22 protein-coding genes are annotated in these 24,755 nt (G+C 67.1%); 12 read left to right on the top strand and 10 right to left on the bottom strand.

The features are described from left to right. Positions 1-28 precede the first annotated feature (28 nt). Positions 29-559, top strand: a complete 531-nt coding sequence (locus ACWCOP_RS11645) for a DUF4112 domain-containing protein (RefSeq protein ID WP_478248454.1) — start codon at positions 29-31, stop codon at positions 557-559. On the opposite strand, the gene gltB is transcribed toward ACWCOP_RS11645, so the two are convergent. Both gltB and ACWCOP_RS11635 read right to left on the bottom strand, forming a co-directional pair. Then, positions 556-5,067 (bottom strand): glutamate synthase large subunit, encoded by a 4,512-nt coding sequence (gene gltB / locus ACWCOP_RS11640; RefSeq protein ID WP_478248453.1) that lies wholly within the window; start codon positions 5,065-5,067, stop codon positions 556-558. The genes ACWCOP_RS11645 and gltB overlap by 4 nt on opposite strands. Then, complete coding sequence (locus tag ACWCOP_RS11635; RefSeq protein ID WP_478248452.1) at positions 5,064-6,503, bottom strand: NAD(P)-dependent oxidoreductase; 1,440 nt, start codon at positions 6,501-6,503, stop codon at positions 5,064-5,066. Before ACWCOP_RS11635 ends, gltB begins: the two co-directional genes overlap by 4 nt. A 340-nt stretch (positions 6,504-6,843) precedes the next feature. Here ACWCOP_RS11635 and ACWCOP_RS11630 point away from each other — a divergent pair, with 340 nt between their 5' ends. Then, entirely contained in the window at positions 6,844-7,029 is a 186-nt protein-coding gene (locus ACWCOP_RS11630; protein ID WP_478248451.1) for a (2Fe-2S)-binding protein, read from the top strand. Positions 7,030-7,149: 120 nt separating this feature from the next. Here the strand turns inward: ACWCOP_RS11630 and ACWCOP_RS11625 are convergent, their stop codons facing one another. From ACWCOP_RS11625 to ACWCOP_RS11615, 3 genes are read right to left on the bottom strand one after another with little or no spacing between them, the layout of a single operon-like run. Continuing rightward, positions 7,150-8,427: an HlyC/CorC family transporter gene (locus tag ACWCOP_RS11625; protein ID WP_478248450.1), complete on the bottom strand. Its 1,278-nt coding sequence runs from the start codon at positions 8,425-8,427 to the stop codon at positions 7,150-7,152. Next, the gene (gene aroB, locus ACWCOP_RS11620; RefSeq protein WP_478248449.1) at positions 8,424-9,524 is read right to left on the bottom strand and encodes a 3-dehydroquinate synthase; all 1,101 of its coding nucleotides are present in this window, start codon (positions 9,522-9,524) and stop codon (positions 8,424-8,426) included. Before aroB ends, ACWCOP_RS11625 begins: the two co-directional genes overlap by 4 nt. Beyond that, on the bottom strand, positions 9,521-10,078 hold the full coding sequence (locus ACWCOP_RS11615; protein ID WP_478248448.1) for a shikimate kinase: 558 nt from the start codon (positions 10,076-10,078) through the stop codon (positions 9,521-9,523). Before ACWCOP_RS11615 ends, aroB begins: the two co-directional genes overlap by 4 nt. A 135-nt stretch (positions 10,079-10,213) precedes the next feature. Here ACWCOP_RS11615 and ACWCOP_RS11610 point away from each other — a divergent pair, with 135 nt between their 5' ends. From ACWCOP_RS11610 to ACWCOP_RS11600, 3 genes are read left to right on the top strand one after another with little or no spacing between them, the layout of a single operon-like run. Next, positions 10,214-10,360 (top strand): hypothetical protein, encoded by a 147-nt coding sequence (locus ACWCOP_RS11610; protein WP_478248447.1) that lies wholly within the window; start codon positions 10,214-10,216, stop codon positions 10,358-10,360. After that, positions 10,338-11,993, top strand: coding sequence for a hypothetical protein (locus ACWCOP_RS11605; RefSeq protein ID WP_478248446.1), 1,656 nt, complete (start codon positions 10,338-10,340; stop codon positions 11,991-11,993). The genes ACWCOP_RS11610 and ACWCOP_RS11605 overlap by 23 nt, the downstream gene beginning before the upstream one ends. Further along, the gene (locus ACWCOP_RS11600; protein WP_478248445.1) at positions 11,990-12,916 is read left to right on the top strand and encodes a site-specific tyrosine recombinase XerD; all 927 of its coding nucleotides are present in this window, start codon (positions 11,990-11,992) and stop codon (positions 12,914-12,916) included. Before ACWCOP_RS11605 ends, ACWCOP_RS11600 begins: the two co-directional genes overlap by 4 nt. A 31-nt stretch (positions 12,917-12,947) precedes the next feature. Here ACWCOP_RS11600 and ACWCOP_RS11595 read toward each other — a convergent pair whose 3' ends face one another. Next, positions 12,948-14,246 (bottom strand): agmatine deiminase family protein, encoded by a 1,299-nt coding sequence (locus ACWCOP_RS11595; protein ID WP_478248444.1) that lies wholly within the window; start codon positions 14,244-14,246, stop codon positions 12,948-12,950. A gap of 88 nt (positions 14,247-14,334) precedes the next feature. Further along, the gene (rpoH, locus tag ACWCOP_RS11590) at positions 14,335-15,240 is read right to left on the bottom strand and encodes an RNA polymerase sigma factor RpoH (protein ID WP_478248443.1); all 906 of its coding nucleotides are present in this window, start codon (positions 15,238-15,240) and stop codon (positions 14,335-14,337) included. 637 nt (positions 15,241-15,877) lie between these two features. Between rpoH and ACWCOP_RS11585 the strand changes: the two genes are divergently transcribed. The 5 genes from ACWCOP_RS11585 to ACWCOP_RS11565 all read left to right on the top strand — a co-directional run bounded on the left by ACWCOP_RS11585 (position 15,878) and on the right by ACWCOP_RS11565 (position 19,566). Beyond that, the gene (locus ACWCOP_RS11585; RefSeq protein ID WP_478248442.1) at positions 15,878-16,393 is read left to right on the top strand and encodes a GNAT family N-acetyltransferase; all 516 of its coding nucleotides are present in this window, start codon (positions 15,878-15,880) and stop codon (positions 16,391-16,393) included. 74 nt (positions 16,394-16,467) lie between these two features. Then, positions 16,468-17,256 (top strand): alpha/beta fold hydrolase, encoded by a 789-nt coding sequence (locus tag ACWCOP_RS11580; RefSeq protein ID WP_478248441.1) that lies wholly within the window; start codon positions 16,468-16,470, stop codon positions 17,254-17,256. 29 nt (positions 17,257-17,285) lie between these two features. Beyond that, entirely contained in the window at positions 17,286-17,732 is a 447-nt protein-coding gene (locus tag ACWCOP_RS11575) for a thioredoxin family protein (protein ID WP_478248440.1), read from the top strand. After that, entirely contained in the window at positions 17,729-18,544 is an 816-nt protein-coding gene (locus ACWCOP_RS11570; RefSeq protein WP_478248439.1) for a PhzF family phenazine biosynthesis protein, read from the top strand. Before ACWCOP_RS11575 ends, ACWCOP_RS11570 begins: the two co-directional genes overlap by 4 nt. A 68-nt stretch (positions 18,545-18,612) precedes the next feature. Beyond that, on the top strand, positions 18,613-19,566 hold the full coding sequence (locus ACWCOP_RS11565; RefSeq protein ID WP_478248438.1) for a trypsin-like serine peptidase: 954 nt from the start codon (positions 18,613-18,615) through the stop codon (positions 19,564-19,566). Between the two features lie 4 nt (positions 19,567-19,570). On the opposite strand, the gene ACWCOP_RS11560 is transcribed toward ACWCOP_RS11565, so the two are convergent. Continuing rightward, a complete protein-coding gene (locus tag ACWCOP_RS11560) occupies positions 19,571-20,083 on the bottom strand; it encodes a hypothetical protein (protein WP_478248437.1) in 513 nt (170 codons plus the stop codon). A gap of 366 nt (positions 20,084-20,449) precedes the next feature. Between ACWCOP_RS11560 and ACWCOP_RS11555 the strand changes: the two genes are divergently transcribed. Then, positions 20,450-21,745 (top strand): trypsin-like serine peptidase, encoded by a 1,296-nt coding sequence (locus ACWCOP_RS11555; protein WP_478248436.1) that lies wholly within the window; start codon positions 20,450-20,452, stop codon positions 21,743-21,745. An 89-nt stretch (positions 21,746-21,834) separates the two neighbouring features. On the opposite strand, the gene ACWCOP_RS11550 is transcribed toward ACWCOP_RS11555, so the two are convergent. Continuing rightward, on the bottom strand, positions 21,835-22,866 hold the full coding sequence (locus ACWCOP_RS11550) for a DUF481 domain-containing protein (RefSeq protein WP_478248435.1): 1,032 nt from the start codon (positions 22,864-22,866) through the stop codon (positions 21,835-21,837). Positions 22,867-22,953: 87 nt separating this feature from the next. Between ACWCOP_RS11550 and ACWCOP_RS11545 the strand changes: the two genes are divergently transcribed. Further along, positions 22,954-23,685, top strand: a complete 732-nt coding sequence (locus ACWCOP_RS11545; RefSeq protein ID WP_478248434.1) for a lysoplasmalogenase family protein — start codon at positions 22,954-22,956, stop codon at positions 23,683-23,685. 10 nt (positions 23,686-23,695) lie between these two features. Here the strand turns inward: ACWCOP_RS11545 and ACWCOP_RS11540 are convergent, their stop codons facing one another. Then, on the bottom strand, positions 23,696-24,586 hold the full coding sequence (locus ACWCOP_RS11540; protein ID WP_478248433.1) for a LysR family transcriptional regulator: 891 nt from the start codon (positions 24,584-24,586) through the stop codon (positions 23,696-23,698). Positions 24,587-24,755: the final 169 nt, after the last annotated feature.

Genomic DNA, 24,755 nt, shown 5'->3' with positions numbered 1-24,755 from the left:
CCAAGCAAGCATGGAAAGGAATCTTTGCATGTCAGACGCAAGTGCGAGCGAGGTTTCAAAGGCCGTGATGCGGACCGCCGGTCAGGGCGTTGTGCCGGCGGGAGCGCCGGCGGGAACGCCCGTCGGGCCGGCGCGTTCGACACCCATGCCCCGTGACAACGCCAGTTCTGACAGCGCCCTGCCTCGCCCCCTGGCGCGAGCGCGCGGCTGGGCGCGCCTTCTTGACGAGCGGTTCAGCATTTTCGGCTTCCGGTTCGGCCTTGACGGTGTGCTGGGCCTTATACCTGGCGTGGGCGGCTTGGTGACGCTGGCTGGCGGCGCGGTGATGGTCACCAGCGCCCACAATCTCCGCCTGTCCAACGCTGTGAAGGCGCGCATCGTCGCCTACACGGTGTTGGACGCCCTGATCGGCTCGGTCCCGGTGGTGGGCGACATCGCCGACTTCCTGTTCAAGGCGCACAAGAAAAGCCTGAACACGATCGAGAAGGCCTTGGCGCGCCAGGCTGAGAGCCAGCGTCGTGACCAAGGACCGGGGCCGGAGGCGAAAGGCGGGCGCTAGGCCCGCTTCTCGCCTCCAGCCTCCAGCCGGGCCGCTTCAAATGGAACCACATGGCGAATGTGTGCCTTGCGCAGCTCCCAGTCATTGAGGATCGCTGCGGCGTGCAGGCTGCCGGTGCTGGCGTAATGGGCCTCGATCAGCGCGCGGCAGCGCTTCTCGGATTCGCCTTTGAGATCGCTGATGAAGACGCTGTCGGGATTGAGCCGCGGCTCCAGACGTTCGTCCTCATCCAGCACAAAAGCTTCGCCCCCGGTCATGCCGGCGGCGAAATTGTCGCCCACCTTGCCCAGGATCACCGCGACGCCGCCGGTCATGTACTCGCACCCGTTGGCGCCGCAGCCTTCCACGACCACTTCCACGCCGGAATTGCGCACCGCGAAGCGCTGGCCGGCGCCGCCGGCGGCGAACAGCCGGCCGGATGTCGCGCCGTACAGCACCGTGTTGCCGATGATGGCGTCGCCGGGCTTGTGGGCTTTGGCGCCGCCGAACGGCCGGATCGCGATGGTGGCCCCGGAGAGCCCCTTGCCCACATAGTCGTTGGCGTCGCCCTCAAGCTCGATTCGCAGGCCCTTGGCGGCGAACGCGCCGAGGCTCTGCCCGGCTGAACCACGCAGACGCAGGGTCAGCTGGCCGTCTTCCAGCCCGTCCTTGCCGAAGGTGCGCACGATTTTCGAGCTGGTGCGCGTGCCGACAGCCCGGTCGGTGTTCTTCACGTCATAGACCAGCTGCATCTTCTCGCGGCGGCTGAACACCGGCGCGGCGTCCTTGAGGATCTGCTCGTCCAGGCTGGGCGCCACGGCGTTGCGCTGCTGGCGGGTGGAGCGGGGCGGCCGCGCCTGCGGGTCCACGCGCACCAGAAGCGGGTTGAGATCCAGATCATCAAGATGGGTGGAGCCGCGGCTCACCTGATCAAGAAGATCGGCCCGGCCGATGACGTCCTCCAGGCTGGAGGCGCCGAGCTTTGCAAGGATCTCGCGGGTGTCGCGGGCGATGAAGGTCATCAGATTGACCACATGGTCGGCAAGCCCGGTGAAGCGCTTGCGCAACGCGTCGTCCTGGGTGCACACGCCCACGGGGCAGGTGTTGGAATGGCACTGGCGCACCATCAGGCAGCCGAGCGCGATGAGGCTCGTCGTACCGATGCCGAACTCTTCCGCGCCCAGCATCGCCGCGATCACCACGTCGCGCCCGGTGCGGATTCCGCCGTCGGCGCGCAGCGTCACCCGCTCGCGCAGACCGTTGAGCGAAAGCACCTGATGGGCTTCAGACAAGCCCAGCTCCAGCGGCGCGCCGGCGAACTTGATGGAGGTTTGCGGGCTGGCGCCTGTGCCGCCCACATTGCCGGAGATCAGGATGATGTCGGCATGGGCCTTGGCGACTCCCGCCGCCACCGCGCCGACGCCGTCGGCGCTCACCAGCTTCACGCAGACGCGCGCCTCCGGATTGATCTGTTTGAGGTCATAGATCAGCTGGGCCAGATCCTCGATTGAGTAGATATCGTGGTGCGGCGGCGGGCTGATCAGCGTCGTGCCGGGCGTGGCGTGACGCAGCTTGGCGATGAACTCGGTGACCTTGAAGCCGGGCAGCTGACCGCCTTCGCCGGGCTTGGCGCCCTGGGCCACCTTGATCTCGATCTCGCGGCACTGGTTGAGGTATTCGGCCGTGACTCCGAAGCGCCCCGAGGCCACCTGCTTGACCGCCGAGTTCATGTTGTCTCCGCTGGGCAGCGGGGTGTAGCGCGAGGGGTCTTCGCCGCCTTCGCCCGACACGGACTTTGCGCCGATCCGGTTCATGGCGACATTGAGGGCGCCATGGGCTTCAGGCGACAGCGCGCCCAGGCTCATGCCCGGCGTCACGAAGCGCTGACGGATCTCATTGACGCTTTCGCATTTTGAGACGTCGATCGAGGGGCCCAGCGGGCGCGGCTCCAGAAGATCGCGCAGCTGGATCGGCTGCTCGTCACGTGCCTGCAGGCGAACGTATTCGCGGAAGGACTCATAATCCTCCTCGCGCACGGCCTTTTGCAGGGCGGAGACGGATTTCGCCTCCACTGCATGAACCTCGCCCGAGGAGCGCTGGCGGTAGAACCCGCCGATGGGCAGGCGCACCGCGTCCTCGTTCGACCACGCCCAGCGGTGCAGCTCGGCCAGCTTGCTTTCAAGACCGGCAAGCCCGATGCCGGAAATCCGGCTGGTGACGCCGCCCAGATACTCGCTCGCTACGGCGCGCGAGAGGCCCAGGACTTCAAAATTGCACCCGCCGCGATAGGAGCTGACCACTGAGATGCCCATCTTGGACATGATCTTGAGGAGACCCGCGTCGAAGGCCTTCTGCATGTTGTCGGCCTTTGTCTCCGCGCTCATGGATTTGAGGCCCCGCTGGGTGCGCGTGGAGACGGTTTCAAAGGCGATGTAGGGATTGACCGTGGTCGCACCCAGACCGATCAGCACGGCCAGGCCGTGGGGATCGGTGACGTCGGACGCGCGCGCATTAAGCGATGTGTAAGTGCGCAGGCCCTTGCGGGTGAGGTGGGTGTGCACCGCGCCCACCGCCAGCGCCATGGGCGCCGCGCAGCGATCGACTCCCTGCGCCTCGTCGGTGAGGACCAGGTGCTCGGCGCCGTTCTTCACCGCCTCGGCGGCTTCCTCGCGCATGCGGTCCAGCGCGGCCATCAGGCCGGCGCCGGTCCCGGTCGCGGCTTCAGCGGGGAAGGTGGCGTCGATAACGGTCACGCGCTCGCCCAGCATGGCGATCAGGCGGGCGTACATGCCATTGGTCAGGCAGGGGCTTTCAAGCACGTAGACATTGGTCTGGGTCTCATCCTCGGCCAGGATGTTGCCGAGGTTCTTGAACCTCGTCTTCAGGCTCATCACCCGGCCTTCGCGCAGCGGATCGATGGGCGGATTGGTGACCTGGGAGAAGTTCTGGCGGAAATAGTGCGAGATCGGCCGGTAGCGGTTGGACAGGACCGCCAGCGGGCTGTCATCTCCCATGGACCCGATGGCCTCCTTGCCGCCTTCGGCCATGGGAGACAGGATCAGCTCGATCTCTTCCAGGGTGAGGCCGGCGGCCGCCTGACGGCGCGCGCGTTCGGCCTCGCCGAACAGGGGCTCTTCTGGGCCGGGGCCGATATCGGATTCGATTTCGCGCACATTCTTCAGCCAACCTTCATAGGGGTGCTTCTGGCTGAGGAAATCGAGCATCTCGGTTTCGCGCTTGAAGCCCCCGTCCTGCAGGTCCACCGCGATCATGCGCCCGGGCGTCACCGCGCCGCGTTCGATCACGCGCTCCACGGGGATCTCGGCCATGCCGGTTTCCGAACCCACGGCCAGAAGCCCGTCGTCTGACAGGCTCCAGCGCAGCGGACGCAGCCCGTTGCGGTCCAGCCCGGCGATCGCCCAGCGGCCGTCGCAGGCCACCACGGCCGCCGGCCCGTCCCAGGGCTCCATCACCGAGTTGCAGTACTCGTAAAGGCCGCGCCAGGCGCCGGGCATCAGCTCGGAGCGCTTCGACCAGGCCTCGGGGATAAGCAGCGTCTTGGCCATGGGCGCAGACCGGCCCGCGCGCACCAGAATCTCGAACACTTCGTCCAGCGCGGCAGAGTCCGACGCGCCGGGACTGATCACCGGCTTGACCTCGTTCTCGGCGTCCTTGAACGCCTTGCTGGCCATGAGGATCTCATGGCTCTTCATCCAGTTGCGATTGCCCTTCAGCGTGTTGATCTCGCCGTTATGGGCGAGCATGCGGAAGGGCTGGGCCAGCTTCCATTCGGGGAAGGTGTTGGTGGAATAGCGCTGGTGGAACATGGCGAAGGGCGAGATGAAGCGCTCGTCCTTCAGGTCGGGATAGAACTGGTCGATGGCCTCGGCCAGGAACATGCCCTTATAGACCACGTCGCGCGCCGACAGAGAGCACACGTAAAAGCCGGGCAGGGCGTCTGCGCGGGCGCGCGCCTCGATGCGCCGGCGGGTGAGGTAAAGCGTGCGCTCCAGAACGCTCGCCGAGCGCTTCTTGGGATCACAGAACAGGATCTGCTCGATGGCGGGGCGCGTCGCGGCGGCCTTCTCGCCCAGGCAGGAGGGGTCGATGGGCACCTGACGCCAGCCGTAGAGGCGCAGGCCTGCGCGCAGGACTTCGGTCTCGACGATGGTGCGGCCGCGCTCCTGCGCGGCGAAGTCGGTACGCGGCAGGAACACCATGCCCACGCCGATGGGCGCCTCGCCGGGCTTGTGCCCGGTGCGCTCCACCTGCGCCTTGAAGAAGTCCTGGGGGATCCCGACGCGCAGCCCGGCGCCGTCGCCGGTGCGCCCGTCCGCGTCCACCGCGCCGCGGTGCCAGACGGCTTTCAGCGCGTCGATGGCCAGCTGCACGGTTTCCCGGCGCGCCTTGCCCGAGGTGTCGGCCACAAGCCCGACGCCGCACGATGAGCGCTCGGATTCAGGATTATAGGCGTGCGCTTCGATCAGGCGGTTGCGCTCGGTTTCATACTTGGTGACGTAATCGCTCATTCGGCGGGCTCCGCGAGCGCGACATGGCGCTCAGTTTCGGCTTTCGCCATAAGGTCTTCGTGGATGGCTTTCGCCGCGTCCTGGCCGTCCTTAATCGCCCAGACCACAAGCGAGGCGCCGCGCACCGCGTCGCCGCCGGCGTAAACACCGTCGATATTGGTGCGGCAGCCCTTGGTGACGCGCACCGCGCCGCGCGCATTGAGCTCCAGCTCGGCGGCGGCCCAGGCGGTGGGGAAGTCTTCCGGTTCAAAGCCCAGCGCGGCGATCACCATGTCGGCGGGAAAATCGCTTTCCTCGCCAGGCTGAGGCACGGGGCGCCGGCGCCCGGAGGCGTCGGGCGCGCCCAGCGCCATCTTCTGCACTTTCACGCCCGAGGCGGTTTCGGCGTCGCCGAGAATCGCAGCCGGAGCGCTGAGCCAGTTGAACACCACGCCTTCCTCCTCGGCGTGGACCACTTCGCGCGCCGAGCCGGGCATGTTGGTGCGGTCGCGGCGATACAGGCACGCCACGTCCCTGGCGCCCTGACGGATCGCGGTGCGCACGCAGTCCATGGCGGTGTCGCCGCCGCCGATCACGACGACGCGCTTGCCGGCGGCGTTCAGGCGGTTGTTGTCTTCGATGGTCTCGCCGAAGCCGCGCCGGTTGGAGGCGGTCAGGTAATCCAGCGCCGCCACCAGCCCGCGTCCGCCGCCGCCGGGGCAGGTCAGCGCGCGCGCCGCATAGGCGCCGGCGCCGATATAGACCGCGTCATGGCGGGTGCGCAGATCGTCCAGCGTGGCGTCGCGGCCGACCTCAAAATTGAGCTTGAAGTCGACGCCGCTCTCCTGGAGGCGCTCCACGCGGCGCGTGACCACATGCTTGTCCAGCTTGAAGTTCGGGATGCCGTAGATCAGCAAGCCGCCGGCGCGGTCATGGCGGTCATAGACCGTCACCGCATGGCCGCGCTCGCGCAGGCGCTCGGCCGCCGACAGGCCCGCAGGCCCGGCGCCGATAATCCCCACCGAAAACCCGGTGTCGGGCTTGGTGCGGACCGGTTTCACCCAGCCTTCCTTCCACGCGGTCTCGGTGATGAAGCTCTCCACCGTACCGATGGTCACCGAGCCATGCCCCGACTGTTCGATCACGCATGCGCCTTCACACAGACGGTCTTGCGGGCAGATGCGGCCGCACACTTCGGGCATGGTGGAGGTGGCGCTGGAGCGCTCATAGGCCTCCTCCATGCGCCCCTCTGCGGCCAGCATCAGCCAGTCGGGGATGTCATTATGCAACGGGCAGCCGGACTGGCAGAACGGCACGCCGCACTGGGAGCAGCGCTCAGCCTGCTCCTCCCCGCGCGCCATGTCGAAGGGCGCGTAGATCTCGTCGAAATCGGCCTTGCGCTCTTCCGGCGACCGTTTGTCGGGATAGCGCTGGTCGACATTGATGAACTTGAGCACAGGCGGTCTCCTCACCGTCGGCTCGCCGGCCCGGTCGGCTGATATATCTTTTGTCCGGACTTTATTGCATTGCACCATATAGCACGGTCCTCGCGCAAGACACGCGCTCTGCGGCGACGGGGGGCACATGTGGGCCGCGCTCCGGGCCTGTCTGGCAAGCAACTCGGCCGCTGCAAACGCGCTTCGTCCGGCGCGCGACTTATCTGCGCGAACCTGTCGCAGCCCGCTCAGGACCGCAGGCACGTTTCACAATTGACAATCATTCGCATTCTCCTTCATATGGTGCTGCGAATGAGTTGCGGGTGCGCCCGCCCCGATCCAGGTCCAAGGCCCGCCGCCCATGATCGTCTGTGTTTGCAATGTTATCCGCTGCCGCGACGTGAAGGCCGCCGCCGCCAATGGTGCGGTGGATGTGCCCGGCGTGTTCAAGGCCTGCGGAGCCAAGCCCAAATGCGGTCGCTGTTTCGAAGAAGCCGCCCGCATGATCGGCGCTCCGGTTCCCGGGCGGTCGCTCGCGGCGGGCTAAGGCGTGCGCCGGCCCTGAGCGCCTGGGGCGAAGTCGTTCGCGTCACCTGACATGGCAAGCGCTGCGTGGCACGACTCCCCATATGGCTGAGCGGACAGAGGCGTTACGTATGCTCTTTGGTCAAGCTTCCGGCCTGGGCTCGGCTTTCAGGCGCATCTGCGTGATCTGGTTGCGCTTGCGGTCGAGGATCTCGAACTGGACGCCGTGAAACCGGAAGACCTGGCCGGCTTCGGGAATTGTCTGGGCTTCGTGGATCACCAGACCGGCGATTGTCACCGCCTCGTCGTCAGGCAGGTCCCAATCCAGCGCGCGATTGACGTCGCGGATGGGCGTGGCGCCTTCGACCATGACGAAGCCGTCGGGAAGAGGCGCGACGCCGGCCACGGCCACGTCGTGCTCGTCTTCGATATCACCGACGATCTCTTCCAGAATATCTTCCAGCGTTATGACGCCCATCAGCCCGCCATATTCGTCCACGACCAGGGCGAAGTGCTCGCGTTTGACCCGGAAATTGGTCAGCTGCTCCTGCAGCGGCGTGGTTTCGGGCACAAACCAGGGCTCGCGCCGGATCGCGTCTATATCCACCTTCTCGGCGTCGCCGCCGGCCTGGTGCAGGGCGCGGGCGAGATCGCGCACATGGAGCACCCCGACGATGTTCTCCGCATCGTCCTTGTACAGCGGCAGGCGCGTGTGCGGGCTCGTCAGCGCGGTCTCCACCAGCTCGCCGGCGGGCTGTTCGATGTCGAGCATCACCAGATTCTTGCGGTGAACCATGACGTCGTCGACGGTGAGCTCGCGCAGATCCAGCACGCCGCCCAGCATGTCGCGGTCGCTTTTGACCACGCCGCCTTCCTGGTGGTGCAGGTCGATCTGGCCCCGGATCTCCTCATGGGCGGATAAGACCGGCCCTTCCACATTGGCCCCCAGCACGCGCAGGGCCAGGCGCACAACCGCCTGCACCGCAGCCACCACCGGCGCGAAGATCGTCACGAAAAAGCGTATCGGCAGAGACACCGCCAGAGCGAGCCGGTCCGGATTGGACAGGGCGTAGGTCTTGGGCATCACCTCGGCGAAGATCAGCACCAGCAGCGTCATCACCAGGGTGGCGATGGGCACGCCGGCCTCGCCGAACATGGCCAGGAACACCGCCGCAGCGATGGAGGAGGCCAGGATGTTGACCAGATTATTGCCCAGAAGGATTGCGCCGATCAGGCTTTCGCGGTCTGAAATCAAATGATTGACCCGCTTGGCGCGCTCGTCTTTGTCTTTCTCCAGCGAGAGCATGCGCGCTTTCGATGTCGCGGTCAGCGCCGTCTCCGAACCGGAAAAGAAGGCGGAAAAGGCCAGAAGCCCCAGGACCGTCAGGGCCGCCCATCCCATCCAGGGTTCGAGGTTCATTTCGATGTCAGGTCCTCACTTAAAAAATCTTCAAGATCGCGCGTATCGGCACCTCGAGCGATGTAAGCGTTACCAATGCCTTTCGCTAGTATCAGTGTAATCGCGCCGCCACTGTTCTTCTTGTCCGATCCCATGCGCGCCACCAGGCGGGACGCGTCATAGGGGCCGCCTGCAAGCTCGCGTCCGCTGGCCGGCAGACCCACGGCGCGAAGGTGATCACGCACACGCTGCGCAGCGCCAGACGGGCAGACGCCGAGACGTTGCGAATATGCAAAGGCGAGGGCGAGCCCCGCCGCCACCGCTTCACCGTGCACCAGCGCGCCTTTTTGTGCTTCGGCTTCAAAGGCGTGCCCAAAGGTGTGGCCCAGGTTCAAAAGCGCGCGCACACCGCCCTCGCGCTCATCCTCGGCGACGATGCGCGCCTTGAACGCCACGGCTGACGCGATGGCCTGGTCCAGCGCCTGGCCGGTCAGCGCGTCCGCGCCCAGTGCTTCCAGCCGGTCGAACAGGTTCCCGTCTGCGATAAGCCCGGCCTTGACGATCTCGGCGTAGCCGGCGCGCACCTCGCGCTGGGGCAAGGTGGCCAGAAAGCCTGTGTCAGCGATGACCAGGCCCGGCTGATGGAAGGCGCCGGCGAGATTCTTGCCGGCGCGCGTATTGATTCCGGTCTTGCCGCCGACCGAGCTGTCCACCTGGGCCAGCAAGGTGGTGGGGATCTGCACGAACCCGGCGCCGCGCTTGGTGACCGCGCTGGCGAAGCCCGCCAGATCGCCCACCGTGCCGCCGCCGAACGCGATCAGGCTCTCGCCGCGCTCCATATTGGCGTCCAGCAGCTGGTCGCACAGCGCTTCCAGCCCGGCCCAGCTTTTGGCCGCCTCGCCGCCCTCGATCTCGAAGATCACCGGCTCCAGCTTCGCCTGGCCCAAAGCGGCCCGCAGGCGCTCACCGTGGTGGGCGAGGGCGGTGCGGTCTGCGGCGACAAGCGCGCGTCCGCGCCGGCACAATACGGGCAGGCGCTCAGCGCCCGCCTCCAGCGCGCCGGCGCCGATCAGCACGTCATAGCTGCGCGCGCCAAGCTCGACGGGAACGGTGATCATCGCGTCTCGGCCTCCAGATCGGCCAAAGCGGAGAGGACTTTCTCCACCGTGGCGTCATGGCTGCCAGTCTCGCTGTCCACCGCGATGTCGGCCTCTGCATAGGCGGGCTCGCGGCTCGCCATCAGCCGGGCCATCACCGCGCGCGGGTCTGGATCGTCCAGGAGGGGGCGCTGGCCGGGCTTGCGGCTTACGCGCTCCATCAGCGTATCCAGATCGGCCTTCAGCCATACGGTGACCGCTTTTTTCTTCAGCAGCGCGCGGGTTTCGGGATCGACGAACGCGCCTCCGCCGAGCGCCAGCACCATGGGGCGCTTCTCCTCGACAAGGCGCGAGATCACCCGGCGCTCGCCGTCGCGAAAGGCCGCCTCGCCAAAATCTGAAAAGATGTCGGGCACCGACCGCCCCGCCGCTTCAGCCACGGCCTCGTCGGCGTCCACAAAGGGACGTTTGAGCCGGCTTGCGATGCGCCGGCCGATCGTGGTCTTGCCCACACCCATCAAACCGACGAGGGCGATGGGGCGTTCTGGCGCGCGGAAGGGAATGTTCGTGGTCATGGCCTGGATCAAGCTATACGCATCATGGCTCAAACGGGCAATCGAACGCGTTACAACGGCTTCAACGTCTGGAAAACGCCGCATTCGCCTGCTTAATTCGGGTGATCGGCGGGCTGCGCTTGGGAGCGACGCAATATGCGAGGATTTTTTATCGGGCTTGTGGTCCTGTTGCTGATTGTCGGCGGCGGGTTCACGGCTCTTCTGATGATGGCCGAATCCGGCGCGCCGGACCCTCAGGAAATCCGGATCGAGGTGGGCGATGAGCTTCGCGGGCAAACTTAGCGCGCTCGCCGCCGCGGCGGGCGCCTGTCTGGCGCTCGGGGCGCAATCGGCGATGGCGCAGCAGGGTATCGAGGTGCGCCAGCTGGGCGCGGTGGATCCGTTCGAGGTGGACGGTGGGGGCGCGTTGCCCTCGACGGTTTGGTCGTCGGGAGAGGCTGCGGCGCTGCGCGCCGCGCTCACCAGCCTTCCCGAAAGTAACGGGGCCGGCTGGTCCAATGGACCTGCCGCGCGGCTGGCTTTGCGCGCGCTTTTGTCCGCCGGCGAGCCGCCGGAGGGGGCTGAAGGCGCCTACGATATGGCCGCCATGCGCGCCGGTCGCGCCCTCTCGGCAGGACGCGCCCAGCAAGTGCAGCGCCTTTTGGTGCGCACGCCTGCAACCAATCAAAGCACGGCTTTGTCGCGCCTTCTGGCCGAAACCAGCTTTGCGCTGGGTGAAATTAGCGAGGCGTGCCGCGCCGCCGACGCTTTGCTTGAAGGCCGAGACACGCCCTACTGGCTGCGCGCGCGGGCGGCGTGTCTGGCGTTCGACGGCAATATGCCCGCAGCTGAGCTCACCGCCGAGCTCGCCCGCGCCCAGGCCCCGAACCCGGAGTTTGACGCCCTTTTCGAGGCGTTGGTCTTCGGCGACTCGCTTCCAAACCTGAAACCTGTATCCGGCCTTCAGCTGGCCATCGCAGCCCGCATCGCGCCGGAGACCCGCATCGAGGCGGGCGCCGCGGCGCCGTCCTGGCTGGCGCGTGTCGCATCGCGCACCGGCCCGCGCATTTCGCTGCCTGACACCCTGCCCGAAGCGCTGGAAGCGGCGGTGAGTCTGGAAGGCGCGGACCGCGCCGCAGCGCTGGGCGCGCTGATCGGTCAGGATCTTGATCGCGAGATCGCCGCCGAAGCGCTGGCCATCCGCCTCGCCGACGCCCGCGAGGCCGGCGAGTTTCTCGATGTCGCCTCGGCTTATGGGTCCGAGGTCGCGCGCCTTCCGATCACAGGGGACACGCTGGCCCACGGGGTGATCTTCACCTTTGCGGCGCTGGCCGCCGACGACGTCGTGGCCGCGGGAGCCTGGCGCGAGGCGCTCATCGACGGCCCGCCCCGGCTGGTGCGCGAGATGGGAGTGCAGCCTGGCGCGCCCCTGTCGGAGCCTACGTCGGACGGCCCCTCCGACATGACCCAGCCGCCCGCCTACTCCGACCTCGTGGTCGACGAGCCTCCTTGGACGCCGCCAGCGGCGGGGCGGATGGTGGCGATCGATTTCGCCCGCGCCGTGGCTGAGGGCCAGATCGAGGGCGACGGCTTCGCCGCGCTCATGGGCGCGCGCATTGAAGGCGCCACGCCCGCCCGTCTGTGTCAGGCGGCGGGTCTGGCAGCGCTGGGCGCCGAAGATGACGGCGCGATCCGGGCCGCCATGACGGGCCTTGCGCGTGAAAACGGCGCCCCGGCGCCGGTGCTCGGGCCGATGCTGCTGGCTGCTTCAGCGCAGGCGCTGGGCGAGACCCAGCTTCTGGCCGCCAACGCCCTGGAGCAGGCGCCCGACAGCGCCGAAGTGTGCGCCGCGGCGGCTCTGTCTCTGGACCGGGCGGGTCTGCGCGGCGAGGCGCTTAGACTGATCCTGGAGCAGATCCTGGCGGAGGCGGCGTGAGCGGACGCAGCGTCTCGCTGTTTCTTGACATGATGGCGGCCGAGCGCGGCGCAGCGCCTAACACGCTCGCCGCCTATGCCCGCGATCTGGAGGACGCGTCGCAGCGTCTGGCCTCGCTGGGCGCGGAACTCGACGCCGCCGCAACGCGCGATCTTGAAGCGATGATGGCGGGGATCGCCCGCGACGGCCTGTCGCCGGCCACCTCGGCGCGCCGGCTTTCAGCGCTGAAGCGCTTCTACCGGTTCCTTCTCAAAGAGGGTCTGCGCGCCGATGATCCCGCCGCGCCGCTCTCGGGTCCGGCCAAGCCGCGCCCCCTTCCCAAAGTCCTCAGCGAAGCCGATGTGGACGCGCTGTTTTCGGCTGCAGACCTGATGGAGGCGGAAGCCGGGCTTCGCGCCCGCGCGCTTCTTGAGGTGCTCTACGCCGGCGGCCTCAGGGTGAGCGAGCTCGTCACCCTGCCGCTCGCCGCGTTTGCGCGCGCCGAACGCTGCCTCATCGTAAAGGGCAAGGGCGGCAAGGAACGCTTGGTCCCGCTCACCGATGCGGCGATGGAGGCGGTGGCGCGATACAAGACTGTGCGTGATGCGCATCTGCCGCCCAAGGACGCAGCTTCCCGCAAGGCGGCCGAGCGCGCCCTGTTTCCCTCGCGCACGGCCAGGGCGGGCCATCTCACCCGCGAGCGCTTTGCACAGATTTTAAAGGACCTCGCCATCGCCGGGGGACTTGATCCCAACCGGGTAAGCCCGCACGTGGTGCGCCATGCATTCGCCACGCATCTTCTGGCCCATGGCGCGGATTTGCGCAGCGTGCAGATGCTTCTAGGTCATGCCGACGTGTCGACGACCCAGATCTACACCCATGTGCTGGAGGAGCGCCTCACCGCCCTGGTGAATGACGCCCATCCACTGGCAAGAAAAGACTAGGCGCGCCACGGCTGCGCCGTGCGCCCCCGGCTCAGGCTGGGTCGATCCGCGGCTGCTGCTGGGTGAGACAGTGCATGCCGCCGCCGTCCCAGTTGGCGGCAAGCGGATGAATTCCAGCGATCTCACGGTCGGGAAAACGAGTTTTCAAGATCGTTTCGAATGCCTCGTCGCTTTCTCGCAAATGCTCCGGACGACCCGCCCCGCCGTAGCGCGCGGACAGGATGACGCCGTTCGTCACGAAGAAATTTAGATAGCTGACAGCGGGAACCTCGATGATTTCATCGCCGATGCTGAAATCGCGATAGACCGAGCGCATGTCCTGGCCGCTCTCGGAGGCGGTGAAATCCGCTTCGGTGAGCGTGCGGGGGCGCAGGAACGGCCCGACATCGGGGACCGGAACGGGAATGACGTTGAAGCGCCGGCCGTCTGGATCGCGCGCAGCCTCCAGCTGGCGGCGGTTCTCAGTGAGGATCTCGTGATCCAGGCGCATCAAGGCGTCGCGATCGCGTTCGCGTTCCCCGACCTGGGCGACGAGAATGGTCTCTTCGTCGACGAAACGGACATATTCGTCGACGTGTCCGTTCGCGCCCCACCCGAAGAAATTGGCGACCTTGGGGCCGGCGAAAATGCGGTCGGTGATTGGCGCGCGGTCCAGCCAGATCACCTGCTCCTTGCCGTAGAGGCGTTTCAGTTCGTCCTCGATTTCGCCCAGCGTCCGACCGGGGTTTCGGTGCATGGCCGCGTCGCGATATGTTACGAGAGAACGCGAATTGACGTCGATGCCGCCGCCTTCGGCCACGATGTCCGAGGCTCGTTGAGTAAAATCGAGCCGCGCACCGATCTGCTGGTCAAGCGCGCCGCGCTCGATTGAGGACGGTCCGGTGAACGGCCAGGGAAAGCCGTAATTATTCCAGGCGAAGGCGGCCAGCTCAAGCGTCGAACCGTCCGATATGAATAGCGGGCCGTTATCGCGCAGCCAGGTGTCAACGACAGGCTGAACGTGAAAGGAGACCGCGTCCGGCGAAACGCCGGCCTGTGTCATCAGTCCGTGGATCGTGGACGCCCTTTGCTCATCCTCGACCACCATGCGCACCGGCACGTGCGGGGTCAGGGCGGCCAGCATCTCAAGGCGCAGCCGCGTATGCTCCGGCGATGCGGAGACGTGGTCAGGCCAGCCCATCCACACCGCGTCGTGCGGCGCCCACTCGGGCGGGAAGCTGTGGCGGCCCTGCGGGGCCTGAGCCGTCGCAGCTTTTGCGGCGCCGCCGCCGAGCGCGTAGGGAGCGACAGACGTCGCCGCCATACTGGCGAAGAAATCGCGACGATTCATACCAAGGCCCCTCCACGACACAGGAGATCAGTCTCGAACAGTCGAGGCCGGGTGACAAGTCTGGCTGAATCGGGGCGCGCGGCGCGCTTTAGGCGTTTTCTTCTTCCTCAGCGGGCGACATCCCGCGCTCGCCGGCAAGGCGCTTCATCGCCTTTTGCAGCTTGTCGAAGGCGCGCACCTCGATCTGGCGGATACGCTCTCGGCTGACGCCATAGACCTGCGCCAGATCCTCCAGGGTCTTGGGTTCCTCAGTGAGGCGGCGTTCCTGGATGATGTGCTTCTCACGCTCGTTGAGATCGCCCATTGCCTGCTGCAGCAGGGACATGCGGATGTCGAACTCATCAGACGTGGCCAGCTCGTCCTCGGCGCTTTCGGCGCCGTCATCGGTCAGCCAGTCCTGCCACTCGCTTTCACTCTCGCTGCGCAGCGGGGCGTTCAGAGAGGCGTCCGGGCCGGACAGGCGCCGGTTCATGGAGATCACCTCGTCATCGGTGACGCCCAGCTTGGTGGCGATCTGCTCCACCTGCTCGGGGCGCAGATCGCCCTCCTCCAGGGCGCGCATCTGGCTCTTCATGCGGCGCAGATTGAAGAACAGCTTCTTCTGGGCGGCGGTGGTGCCCATCTTCACCAGCGACCACGAGCGCAGGATGTATTCCTGGATCGAGGCGCGGATCCACCACATGGCGTAAGTGGCCAGCCGGAAGCCCTTGTCGGGATCGAATTTCTTCACCGCCTGCATCAGGCCCACATTGCCTTCGCTGATCACCTCGGCGACCGGCAGGCCGTAGCCGCGATACCCCATGGCGATCTTGGCCACCAGGCGCAGATGGGAGGTGACCATCTTGTGGGCGGCTTCTGTGTCTTCGTGCTCCTGCCAGCGCCGGGCGAGCATGAATTCCTCTTCCTTTTCAAGCATGGGAAACTTGCGGATCTCCGCGAGATAGCGCGACAGACCGCCTTCCGGCGTGATTGCTGGCATCGGTGCATTGGCCATGGCGTCCATCTCCCCTGTTCGGCGCCGCCGCATAGCCAAACGTAGCGATGCGGCAGACCCATGTAGGTACTCTATTCCGGCTGTTAAAGCCCGTCACATCCCGGTGAAGCGGCGGTGAAGCGATGTGAGCCGCTTTCACGCAGCTCCAGGGGCATGCTCCTATAAAACACATACGGGTCGGGTATGTTTCCGTGGGACCTCTGCAAATAAAGACAACGCGCCGCCGGTCAGGCGAGCGTCAGCCAGGCGATCATGGCTGCACCGCCCACAACGGCGCCGATCAGGGCCGCCCTGAGCAATATGGTTTCGCCAACCTTGGGGTCACCTTTGACGACGAACTTGATCATGGCGTCCTCTCCGCAGTATCGCTCCGCTCCGCCTCATTCGCTGCAGGGCCGTCCATTTCGGCGACGCGCGCCTGGCCTTGCATGTGAGCGCTGAAGTACAGGGCGGCCACATCTCAACGCCGCCTTTCCGGCTGAAACTGCTTTGGGCATCGCGGAAAATCAACAAAAAGAGAAACTCCTGAAATCTGGCTTCCTGCGCGCCGAGGGCGGAGCGCGACCTGTGGCCTAGGCAGGGTGGATTGCGATGGGCGGGCTTGCCTGGCGCAGGGGAGAGGGGGTAAGGGCGCGCCATGACAATGATCACCGTCCAACCCGCCAGCACCGAGGATGCCGCCGCGATCGCGCTGGTGGGTGCGGCGACGTTTCTGGAAAGCTATGCCGGGGTGATCGACGGCGCTGCTCTGGTGCGCCATTGCGCCGAAAAGCAGACCGAGGCGGTTTACGCGGCGGCCATCGCCGATCCCGCCCAGCGGCTCTGGCTCGCCTTGATGGACGGCGCGCCGGTGGGGTATCTCCACCTCACCGTGCCGGACCTGCCTGTGCCGACGCAAGACGGCGATCTGGAGATCAAGCGCATCTACGTGCTCAGCCGCCTGCACGGTACCGGGCTCGGGCGCAAACTGCTCGGGATGGCCGAGGATTACGCCCGGCGGCGCGGCGCCCGCACCCTGCTGCTGGGCGTATATAAGCAGAACCATCGCGCGCTCGGCTTTTATGGCCGCATGGGGTTTGAGAGCGTCGGCGAGCGCGCATTCGACGTGGGCGGCGTCACCTATCAAGACTGGGTGCTGGGCAAGGCGGTTTAGCACGGCCCACATACACGGGGGAAAGAGGGCCTGCACGTCTTTCCTTCCGCCGCGCGCCGCGCCACTCTGCGCCCATGACAGTGCTCTTCATCCACGGCGTTCCTGACACGCATCGGCTCTGGGGGCCGGTTCTTGAACACCTGCCTGCGGGCGATTACGCCTGCCCGGACCTGCCGGGATTCGGGCGCGAGATTCCGGCTGGTTTTGACGCCTCCATGGACGCCTACGCGCGCTGGCTGGCGGGCGAACTCGAGGCGGCCTGCGATGCGGCCGGCGGGCCGGTCCATCTGGTGGGCCATGACTGGGGCGGGCTGCTAGTCCAACGGGTCGCGGGCCTTCATCCAGGCTTGGTGAAATCCTGGTGCGCCGGGGGCGTGGCCATCGACGAGGCTTATGTCTGGCACCCCGTCGCGCAAATCTGGCAGACGCCGGGCGAGGGCGAGGCGCTGATGGAGGCCATGGACGAGGCCGCCTTCGCACAGGCGCTGGCCGCCGAGCGCGTCCCCGCCGCTCACGCTGAAGAGACGGCCCGTCACGGCGACGCGCTCATGCGCGACTGCATTTTAAAACTTTATCGCTCCGCCGTGACCATTGGCGCACACTGGGGTGATGCGCTCATCGGGCTGAAGCAGGCCGGGCCTGGCCTTGTGCTGTGGGGCGAGCATGACCCTTACGCCGATCCGGCGGTGGGTGAGCGCCTGGCGTCGCGCACCAGCGCGCGCTTTCACCTGTTTGAGGACTGCGGTCACTGGTGGCCCTATGAACGCGCCGAGCTTACCGCCGATCTGTTGAAGGCGCACTGGGAGGCCGCGCCCATGGATATCGCACCGGACGTGCTGGACGCGCGCCGTCCGCCGCGCTAGCCCGGCGTTAAAGCCGCCCGGAGCCCGCCATGACCGACGCCTCGCCCTATGATGAAGACCTTGACGTTCCGGCCGCCCTGGACGCGGCCTTCGCCCGCGCCGCTAAACAGGAGACGCGCGTCCTTGTGGTGATGGGCGGCGCCTGGTGTCCGGATTGCCGAGTGCTCGACGCCATGATGGGCGCGGACGCCGTGGCCCCCGTGCTCGCTGAGCGGTTCGAGACGGTGAAATTCTCAATCGGCCGCTATGACAGGAATCTTGACAGCGTGAAGCGTCTGGGCGCCATGCCGCTCACCGGCGCTCCGGCGGTGCTGGTGTTCACAGCTAAGGGCGAAGCGGTGGACCGCGCCGACATGTACGCTTGGCGCACTGCGCGCACCAGACGGCCCAGCGAGCTGGCGCTGGCCCTGGACGCGCTGTCCCGCGCCGCGCCCGATCCCGCCGACACCGTGCCCACAAGTGGAGCCCCGCAATGACGACGCTCGCCTACAGCGAACTGCACGCCTTTCCTGACGGGGATCGCCCCCATAGCGGCAATCCGGCGGGGGTGTGCCCCATGGATGTGTTTCTGGACGACGCTGATCTTCTGGGGATCGCCCAGTCCAATAATCTGTCGGAGACCGCTTTTGTGACGGCCGGGGCGGAGAAAGACGTCTGGACCCTGCGCTGGTTCACCCCCGGCTGCGAAGTGGATCTCTGCGGCCATGCGACACTGGCCGCCGGCGCCTATCTGTTCGAGGACGACCGGGTCGCCGGCGATGTCGCGCGCTTTGATACGCGCTCGGGCCGCCTTGAGGTGCGCCGCGAGATGGCGGGGCGCTACGCGGTGAACTTTCCCGCCGTGCCCGCCCGTCCCGGCGAGGCTGCGCCGGGGGTGGTGGAGGCCGTAGGCGCCGCGCCCGCCGAAGTCTTCGAAATCGACCCCATTCATGGCGCGCGCTATCAGATGTTCGTCTACAGCGGAGAGGCGGGGATCGCCGGGCTCAACCCGGATTTCTCGGCGCTGAAGCGCACCGGCGTGAATGTGCTCGCCACCGCAAGAGGTAAAAGCGCGGATGTGGTCTCGCGCTTTTTCTGTCCGGACGCCGGGATCGACGAGGATCCGGTCACCGGCTCGGCCCATTGTACGCTCGCGCCGTTCTGGGCCGAACGCCTGGGCCGCGCCGAGCTGTCCGCCCGCCAGATCGGCCCGCGCCCCGGCGCCCTGGTCATGCGCGCCGAGGCGGAGAACCGCGTCACGCTTCTGGGCGCGGCCAAGCGCTATCTCGACGGCGTGATCCGGCTGTAGCTGTGCGGCTCGACGCTCGCCGTTCCGGCCTTGCAGGCCAGCATCTGAGAGTGCGCGCCTTGATCGCCTTGACCACCACCCTCCGGCTGACCGGGCTTGCGGCCATGGCGCTGTCGTGCCTGAGCGGCTTTGCGTCTGCTGCTGCGGCCCAGCCTATCGGACCGGGCTGGACGCCGGCGATTTTCGGCGCCGACGACCGCAAGGTCAGGGACACCAGCGTGTTTCCCTGGAGCGTCATCGGCGAGCTGCGCTTTGACGGCGGGGCGGGATGTTCGGGCGCGCTCATCGCCGAGGACGTGGTGCTCACCGCCGCCCATTGCGTCATCGTGGGCGGCGATTTGAACGTCTCCGGTCGCTTTCTCACCGGGCGCGATCTTCCCGGCGGCCCGTTGGAGGCGCGGCTTGTGGAGGCCCGCGTCCTCGATGGGGTCGAGCGCGGCGGCGATGTGGCCGCGACGCTCGTGCGAAACGGCGACTGGGCGCTGGTGCGGCTGGACCGGCCGTTGGGCGCGGAGCTTGGATATCTGGCGGTGGAGGCGGCGGTGGACAATCGACCGCGCCGGCCAGATTTCATCGGCGCGCTGGCCATGGTGCTGGTGGCCGCCATCGCCGCGGCCGCCAGCAGCGGTCGCTCCCGCCTTGTGCTGGCGGGGCTTGCGGGGCTGGGCGTGGTGATCCTGATCGCCTTCGGCGTGCGCATGGCGGTCGCCACCAACTGGCGGGCTGTCCCGGTGACGCAGGCCGGCTATTCGGTGGACACCGGCTCGGCGCTCACCGGGGTGGAGACCTGCAATATCCTGCGGTTTCGGCCCTCTGGGCTGATCGAGCATGATTGCGACATCGCCAATGGAGATTCCGGCTCGCCGCTGCTGGTGCGGCGGGGACCGGGCTGGGCGATCATCGCGGTGGTGTCCTACACCTCATACCGGCCCGGCGGCGCCCCGCGCGCTTTCGCCACTGCGGCCATCGCCGTCCCCGACCCCGCCCGCGCCCTCGGCGCGGATGAAGTCGGAGACGACTAAAACCCTAGAACCGGAACTCGAAGCGGACGCCGGAGTGGCCCTGATAGCTGCGGCGGTCATGGCCGTATCCGCGTCCGCCATACTCCACGTGGACCGGAACAGCGCCCCAGCGGGTCTGGGCGTAGTAGCGGTTTGAGCGGTGATCCCAGTAGGCGACGTCCGGGCGCAGCCGGTCGCCGGTGCGGCCCGCGACCGCTTCACGGCGGCTGGGGACGTACTCCCAGGCGCGGGGCGGGCAGTCGAGCACCTGGCGGTCGCGGCGATCCTCAAACCGGTCACGGCGCCCCTGGTGGCCGCGCGCCCCTCGCCGGTCTTCGCGCAGATCCGGGCAAGCGGCGGCGTAAACCACGAAATACCCTTCCGGTCCGGTCCAGCGGTTTCCGCGTCCATACTGATACCAGTCATGGGACTGGGCGCGATGCTGGCCATGGTGCTGAGCTTCGGCGCCGGTGGGCAGCATGGTGAGCGTGAGAGCGGCGAGGCCGGCGGCCGCCGCCAGTTTTGCAAGCAGGGACATGGCGTCCTCCAGATGGCGGCGCAGACGTTCTGCGCCTTTATGCCCGCCACCTTGCAGGACCGCGCCTGAACGCGTGCTGGGCGGCGGCTTCATCCGGGGTTCAGCTTGGTGAATGCACAAAAGAAAACGCCGCCGGCGAGGGGGCCGGCGGCGTTCGTATGCGCCTCTTGAGGTGAGGATGCATGCCGTATCCGGCGAGGCGCAACCCGCAATCGTCGAATGAGGGGAAACTCCGACTGCGGAATATTAATATGCGGCGAGTCGCGGCCTTTCACAAGCAGCGGCTCGTCGCCTTGGTGAAGGCGCCGGGGTCTGGCGCGGCCGCGCGCACCGCGCTAGCGTTCGGGAACTCGGGGGAGAACCATAATGCACCGTTTCTTCAATTCCATTCTCGCTGCGCTCCTGCTGGCCTGCGCCGCCGGCGCCGTCCATGCCCAGGACGCCCGGTTTGCTTTGCCGGCCGGCTTTGACGCCGAGCCCGGCGCGCGCGATTACGCCCGCCTTCTTCAGGCGATCAAGAAGCCTGACGGCCCCGTCGGAATCGGCGGCGACGACAGCTGCCAGTACGCCAATGACGGTGAATGCGACGAGCCGGGTTCGGGCACCGGCGCCTGCCGGGCCGGGACCGACTATTCCGATTGCTGGCGTATTCTCTCCGGCCAGGAGGACGATAGCTGTCAATGGGCGCGCGACAATGAGTGCGACGAGCCCGGTTTCGGCACCGGCGCCTGCACGCAAGGAACCGACCTCACCGATTGCGGCGACGTCAGCCATATGCGCTTCCAGAACGACAGCTGCACGCTGGCCTTCAACGGTGTTTGCGACCAGCCCGGCGAGGGTACGGGCCGCTGTGAGGCGCGCACCGACCGGTCCGATTGCGGCGGCCGCGATCGGCCTCTGACCATCAACGACCATTTCTTCGGCCGCGACGACCGGGTGCTCATGGACACCGCGGCCTTTCCCTGGCGCGTGATCGGGCGGGTGAATTTTGAGACCGGCGGCAGCTGCACCGCCAGCCTGGTGGCGCGTGACGTGCTGATCACGGCGGCCCACTGCATCTCCGAAGACGGGGTCATTAACGCCGCCGGCGAGTTTCTCACCGGAGACGCGCTGCCGGGCGGAACCCGCCGCGCCCAGGTGATCGATTTTTACATGGACCGCGACTGGAACGAGGCGGGCTTCAGCGATGGCGACGATCTGGACGGGACCGACTGGGCGCTTCTGCGCATCGACCGGCCGCTGGGCGAAGAACTGGGTCATCTGGGTGTGTTCGCGCTGGGCGCCGATCAGCGCGCGGCGGGCCGGGCGCGCCTGCTTCAGGCGGGCTATTCCTGGGACACCGGGGATAATCTTTCCGGCAATCTGGACTGCGGCGTGGTGGAGTTGGCGCGCGACAACACGCTGGCCCATGACTGCGACACGACGCGCGGGGATTCCGGCTCGCCCTTCATGATCGAGACCGAGGGCGGCTATGCGGTGGTGGCCACCGATTCCAATTTCCGCTCCAATCCGGACGGCCCGTTCATCTATATTGCGGCGCGTTCTGATCGCTGGATCGACGATCTGCCCGCGTTCGCGCGCGGCGATCTCGGCGCCGGCGGCGTGCGCCCGCCCGGACCGGGCAAGCCCGGCCCGCTGACCCCGGTGAAGACGCAAGAGTAGCTGCACGCGCTACAGAGGCTTGCGCTCCGGCCCTGGGGGCTGGAGCGTGATCTGTCCCTGAGCCTTCGCACCGCGTTCCGGATCACGCTCTAGAACAGCCGGACGATGGAGATGTCGGTGCGGCTGTCCTCGTTCTCAAAGCCGGGCTCGGGCTCGAATTCGTAGCTATAGCGATAGCTCAGGGCCAGCGACCACAGCTCGCCTAGCGCGGTCTCCAGCTTGAACATCTGTTCGGCGCGCGAGTTTTCCGAGAACAGCGCGCTGGTGTCAGAGGTGAAGCGGATCGGCTCTGAAAGCTGCCACTCGAAATCGGAGGACAGCTCAAGGGCGGGATCGGTCATCGTCTCGCCGGCGGTGTCCTGCACGATGCGCGCGCCGGGGCCGGCGCGCAGCACCCAGGCGCGTTCGGGCCGGTCCAGAATGCGGTAGCCCGCGCCCGCTCCCACAAAGGCCGTGAAGTCATAACCGGACAGGGCGTCCTTGGTGTAATCGCCGTTGACATAGAAGGTCCAGCGCTCGCCCGCCTCGCGTTCGCCGCGCGCCTCCAGATCAAGCTCGTCGCGGCCCACAGCTCCGTCGACTTCGGAATAGGCGTAGGACACCGCGCCCTCAAAGCCCCAGCGGGCCAGCGCGCGCTCCACCGAGAGCCCCACCGTGTAGTCCTGGCGATCTGAATTGCCGCTGTCGAAGCGAACGCCCAGCTCTGCGCGGCCCTCCCACAGCTCGCTCTCTCCCGATGCGATATTGCGCGCCACGGCCAGCGGCGCGGCGGCCGCACGCTCGGCCAGGCTCGCCGCTTCGGCCTCGGCGCGCGCCGCGTCTGCGGCGCCGGCGTCAGCGACGGGACCAGTTACTGGATTAGTCATGGCGTCACCGGCGGGCAGTCCCAGAACCGCGCGCGCCTGGGCGCCGCGCTCGGCGCTGATCGCCGCCGCTGCGGCGGCCACGTCCGCAGGATCGCGGGTCAGTGCGATGACGCGCACCGCATCGGAAAAGTCGTCCTCGCTCTGGCTGTCATGGGCGGCCGACAAAAGGGCGGACAGCGGCTCGGGCAGAACGCCTTGCGCGAACGCAGACGGGCTGAAGAGCGTTAGGGTGATGATGATGAAGATCAGGCGCATTTGATTTTTCCCGCGTCGCGTCGCATGCAAGGGCTGAAAAGCGGAGCAGATCGCTCCACGCTGAGGGCGTATAACCCGGAGTAGACAATGAGCGAACCCGCCTATGACCGTTACGCCGACACCGATCCGCTAATCCCCGATTGGGCCGCGCCGGTCTACCTGGCCGTGTCCGCCATTGCAGCCCTGATTTATCTGGGACTTGATATGGTGTTCGCCGCCTTGCCCGGTCTTGCGCTCACAAAGGCGTTGGGCATCGGGCTGCTGGCCGCCTACGCCGCGTTTTCGCGGGCGCCGGCGCTGGCTCTGGCGCTGATTTTATCCACCTGCGGCGATTATGCTCTGGCCATGGAGCCTGCGCGCACTGAGGCCGGGATCGGCTTCTTTGCGGGCGCTCACCTTGTCTACATGGCCATTTTCGCCGTGGCGCTGGCCCGGCACGGGGTTCGCAAGGACGGGCTGATCCTGACCCTGGCGCTCGCCGCCTACGGTGTCGCCATGTGGCTGTGGCTCAGCCCCGGCATGGGCGATCTCACCGCGCTGGCCAGCGGCTATCTGGGCGTGATCCTTATCATGGCCGCTTTGGCCGCGCTGGTGAACGGGCCGCGCCTGATCACGCTGGGCGCGCTTCTGTTCGTGGTGTCGGATTCCATCCTGGCGGCGGGCTGGTTTCGCGGGCTGGACGTAAGCTGGGTGGTGGATATCGACGGCGCGCTGGTTTGGATCACCTATTACGGCGCCCAAGTTGCGCTTGCGGTGGGGATTGTCGGCCTGAAGTCCCAACACACCGGCGCCCCGCCTGAGGAGGAGCAGGGTCTCTAGGCGCCTTGCGCTAGAGCCCGTCACTGAACCAGTCGGCCAGATGGTCGACGAACAAACGCACCCGGTGGGCGAGATAGCGGTTGGAGGGAAACACCGCCCACAGATCACGATGGTCGGGGGCCCATCCGGCGAGGATTTCCCGGCATCGCCCGTCCGCCAACGCTTCCTTGGCCGCCCAGGCCGGCGAGCAGGCGATCCCGGCCCCCGCGCAGGCCGCTGCGACCGAGGCGCGTGCTCCGTTCAGGCTCAGCCGACCGGCGATCTTGGCCTCGACGCTCTCCTCGCCGCGGGTGAATTTCCACAGATTGGGCGCCGGCTTGTTGCGGTCGATGATGCAGGCGTGGCGAGCCAGCTCGCTGGGATGCTGCGGCTCGCCATGGCGCTCCAGATAGGCCGGGCTCGCCACAACGCTCATGGGCGCATCGGCCAGGCGTTTCGCGATCAGGCTGGAATCGGTGAGATGGCCCAGGCGCACGGCCAGGTCATACCCCTCATCCACCAGATCCACCATGCGGTCGGCCAGCTCCAGGCGCACTTCCACATGGGGCCAGCGCTCCATGAAGGCGGTCACCGGCTCCACCAGGCGATTGGCGCCGAAATCCACCGGCGCGGAAATGCGCAGCACGCCCGCCGCGGCGGCCTGATCGGCCGCCAGCCCGTTTTCGATCGCCTCGTATTCGGCGATCCAGGGACGCACCCGGTCCAGCAAAGCGCGCCCGGCGTCGGTCAGGCGGACGGATCGTGTGGTGCGTTCCAGAAGCCGGGCCTGCACGCGGTCTTCAAGGGCGGCGATCTGCTTGGACGCCGCGCCGGGGGTGAGGCCCAGCCGGTCCGCGGCGCGCGTAAAGCTTTCCAGCTCGGCGACGGCCGTAAAGAGGCGAAACGCGTCGATGCGGTCCATAAAGCACAACCCTGCAGATAGTCCTGAATGTTCTGATTAACCGCGATCGGATGAAACGTCACGGTGTTTGCACGCCTGGCGTCGCCCGTGTGCGGCGTGCGGACAGGTGACACCGCGCCACGAGGCGTCTTGCAAGGCCGAAATCACGGGGTTATAGAGTAACACTCAA

The organism is Apolloniradiicaulis salifontis, assembly GCF_053756655.1.
The sequence above is the reverse complement of the archived record's forward strand: the minus strand, read 5'-3'. Positions and strand labels throughout refer to the sequence as shown.

Bases quoted from the DNA above. Each gene is read 5' to 3' on its own strand.
- ACWCOP_RS11645 (WP_478248454.1), top strand. From the start codon at position 29: ATGTCAGACGCAAGTGCGAGCGAGGTTTCAAAGGCCGTGATGCGGACC.
- gltB (WP_478248453.1), bottom strand. From the start codon at position 5,067: ATGAGCGATTACGTCACCAAGTATGAAACCGAGCGCAACCGCCTGATC.
- ACWCOP_RS11630 (WP_478248451.1), top strand. From the start codon at position 6,844: ATGATCGTCTGTGTTTGCAATGTTATCCGCTGCCGCGACGTGAAGGCC.
- ACWCOP_RS11625 (WP_478248450.1), bottom strand. From the start codon at position 8,427: ATGAACCTCGAACCCTGGATGGGATGGGCGGCCCTGACGGTCCTGGGG.
- aroB (WP_478248449.1), bottom strand. From the start codon at position 9,524: ATGATCACCGTTCCCGTCGAGCTTGGCGCGCGCAGCTATGACGTGCTG.
- ACWCOP_RS11615 (WP_478248448.1), bottom strand. From the start codon at position 10,078: ATGACCACGAACATTCCCTTCCGCGCGCCAGAACGCCCCATCGCCCTC.
- ACWCOP_RS11610 (WP_478248447.1), top strand. From the start codon at position 10,214: ATGCGAGGATTTTTTATCGGGCTTGTGGTCCTGTTGCTGATTGTCGGC.
- ACWCOP_RS11605 (WP_478248446.1), top strand. From the start codon at position 10,338: ATGAGCTTCGCGGGCAAACTTAGCGCGCTCGCCGCCGCGGCGGGCGCC.
- ACWCOP_RS11595 (WP_478248444.1), bottom strand. From the start codon at position 14,246: ATGAATCGTCGCGATTTCTTCGCCAGTATGGCGGCGACGTCTGTCGCT.
- rpoH (WP_478248443.1), bottom strand. From the start codon at position 15,240: ATGGCCAATGCACCGATGCCAGCAATCACGCCGGAAGGCGGTCTGTCG.
- ACWCOP_RS11585 (WP_478248442.1), top strand. From the start codon at position 15,878: ATGACAATGATCACCGTCCAACCCGCCAGCACCGAGGATGCCGCCGCG.
- ACWCOP_RS11580 (WP_478248441.1), top strand. From the start codon at position 16,468: ATGACAGTGCTCTTCATCCACGGCGTTCCTGACACGCATCGGCTCTGG.
- ACWCOP_RS11575 (WP_478248440.1), top strand. From the start codon at position 17,286: ATGACCGACGCCTCGCCCTATGATGAAGACCTTGACGTTCCGGCCGCC.
- ACWCOP_RS11570 (WP_478248439.1), top strand. From the start codon at position 17,729: ATGACGACGCTCGCCTACAGCGAACTGCACGCCTTTCCTGACGGGGAT.
- ACWCOP_RS11560 (WP_478248437.1), bottom strand. From the start codon at position 20,083: ATGTCCCTGCTTGCAAAACTGGCGGCGGCCGCCGGCCTCGCCGCTCTC.
- ACWCOP_RS11555 (WP_478248436.1), top strand. From the start codon at position 20,450: ATGCACCGTTTCTTCAATTCCATTCTCGCTGCGCTCCTGCTGGCCTGC.
- ACWCOP_RS11550 (WP_478248435.1), bottom strand. From the start codon at position 22,866: ATGCGCCTGATCTTCATCATCATCACCCTAACGCTCTTCAGCCCGTCT.
- ACWCOP_RS11545 (WP_478248434.1), top strand. From the start codon at position 22,954: ATGAGCGAACCCGCCTATGACCGTTACGCCGACACCGATCCGCTAATC.
- ACWCOP_RS11540 (WP_478248433.1), bottom strand. From the start codon at position 24,586: ATGGACCGCATCGACGCGTTTCGCCTCTTTACGGCCGTCGCCGAGCTG.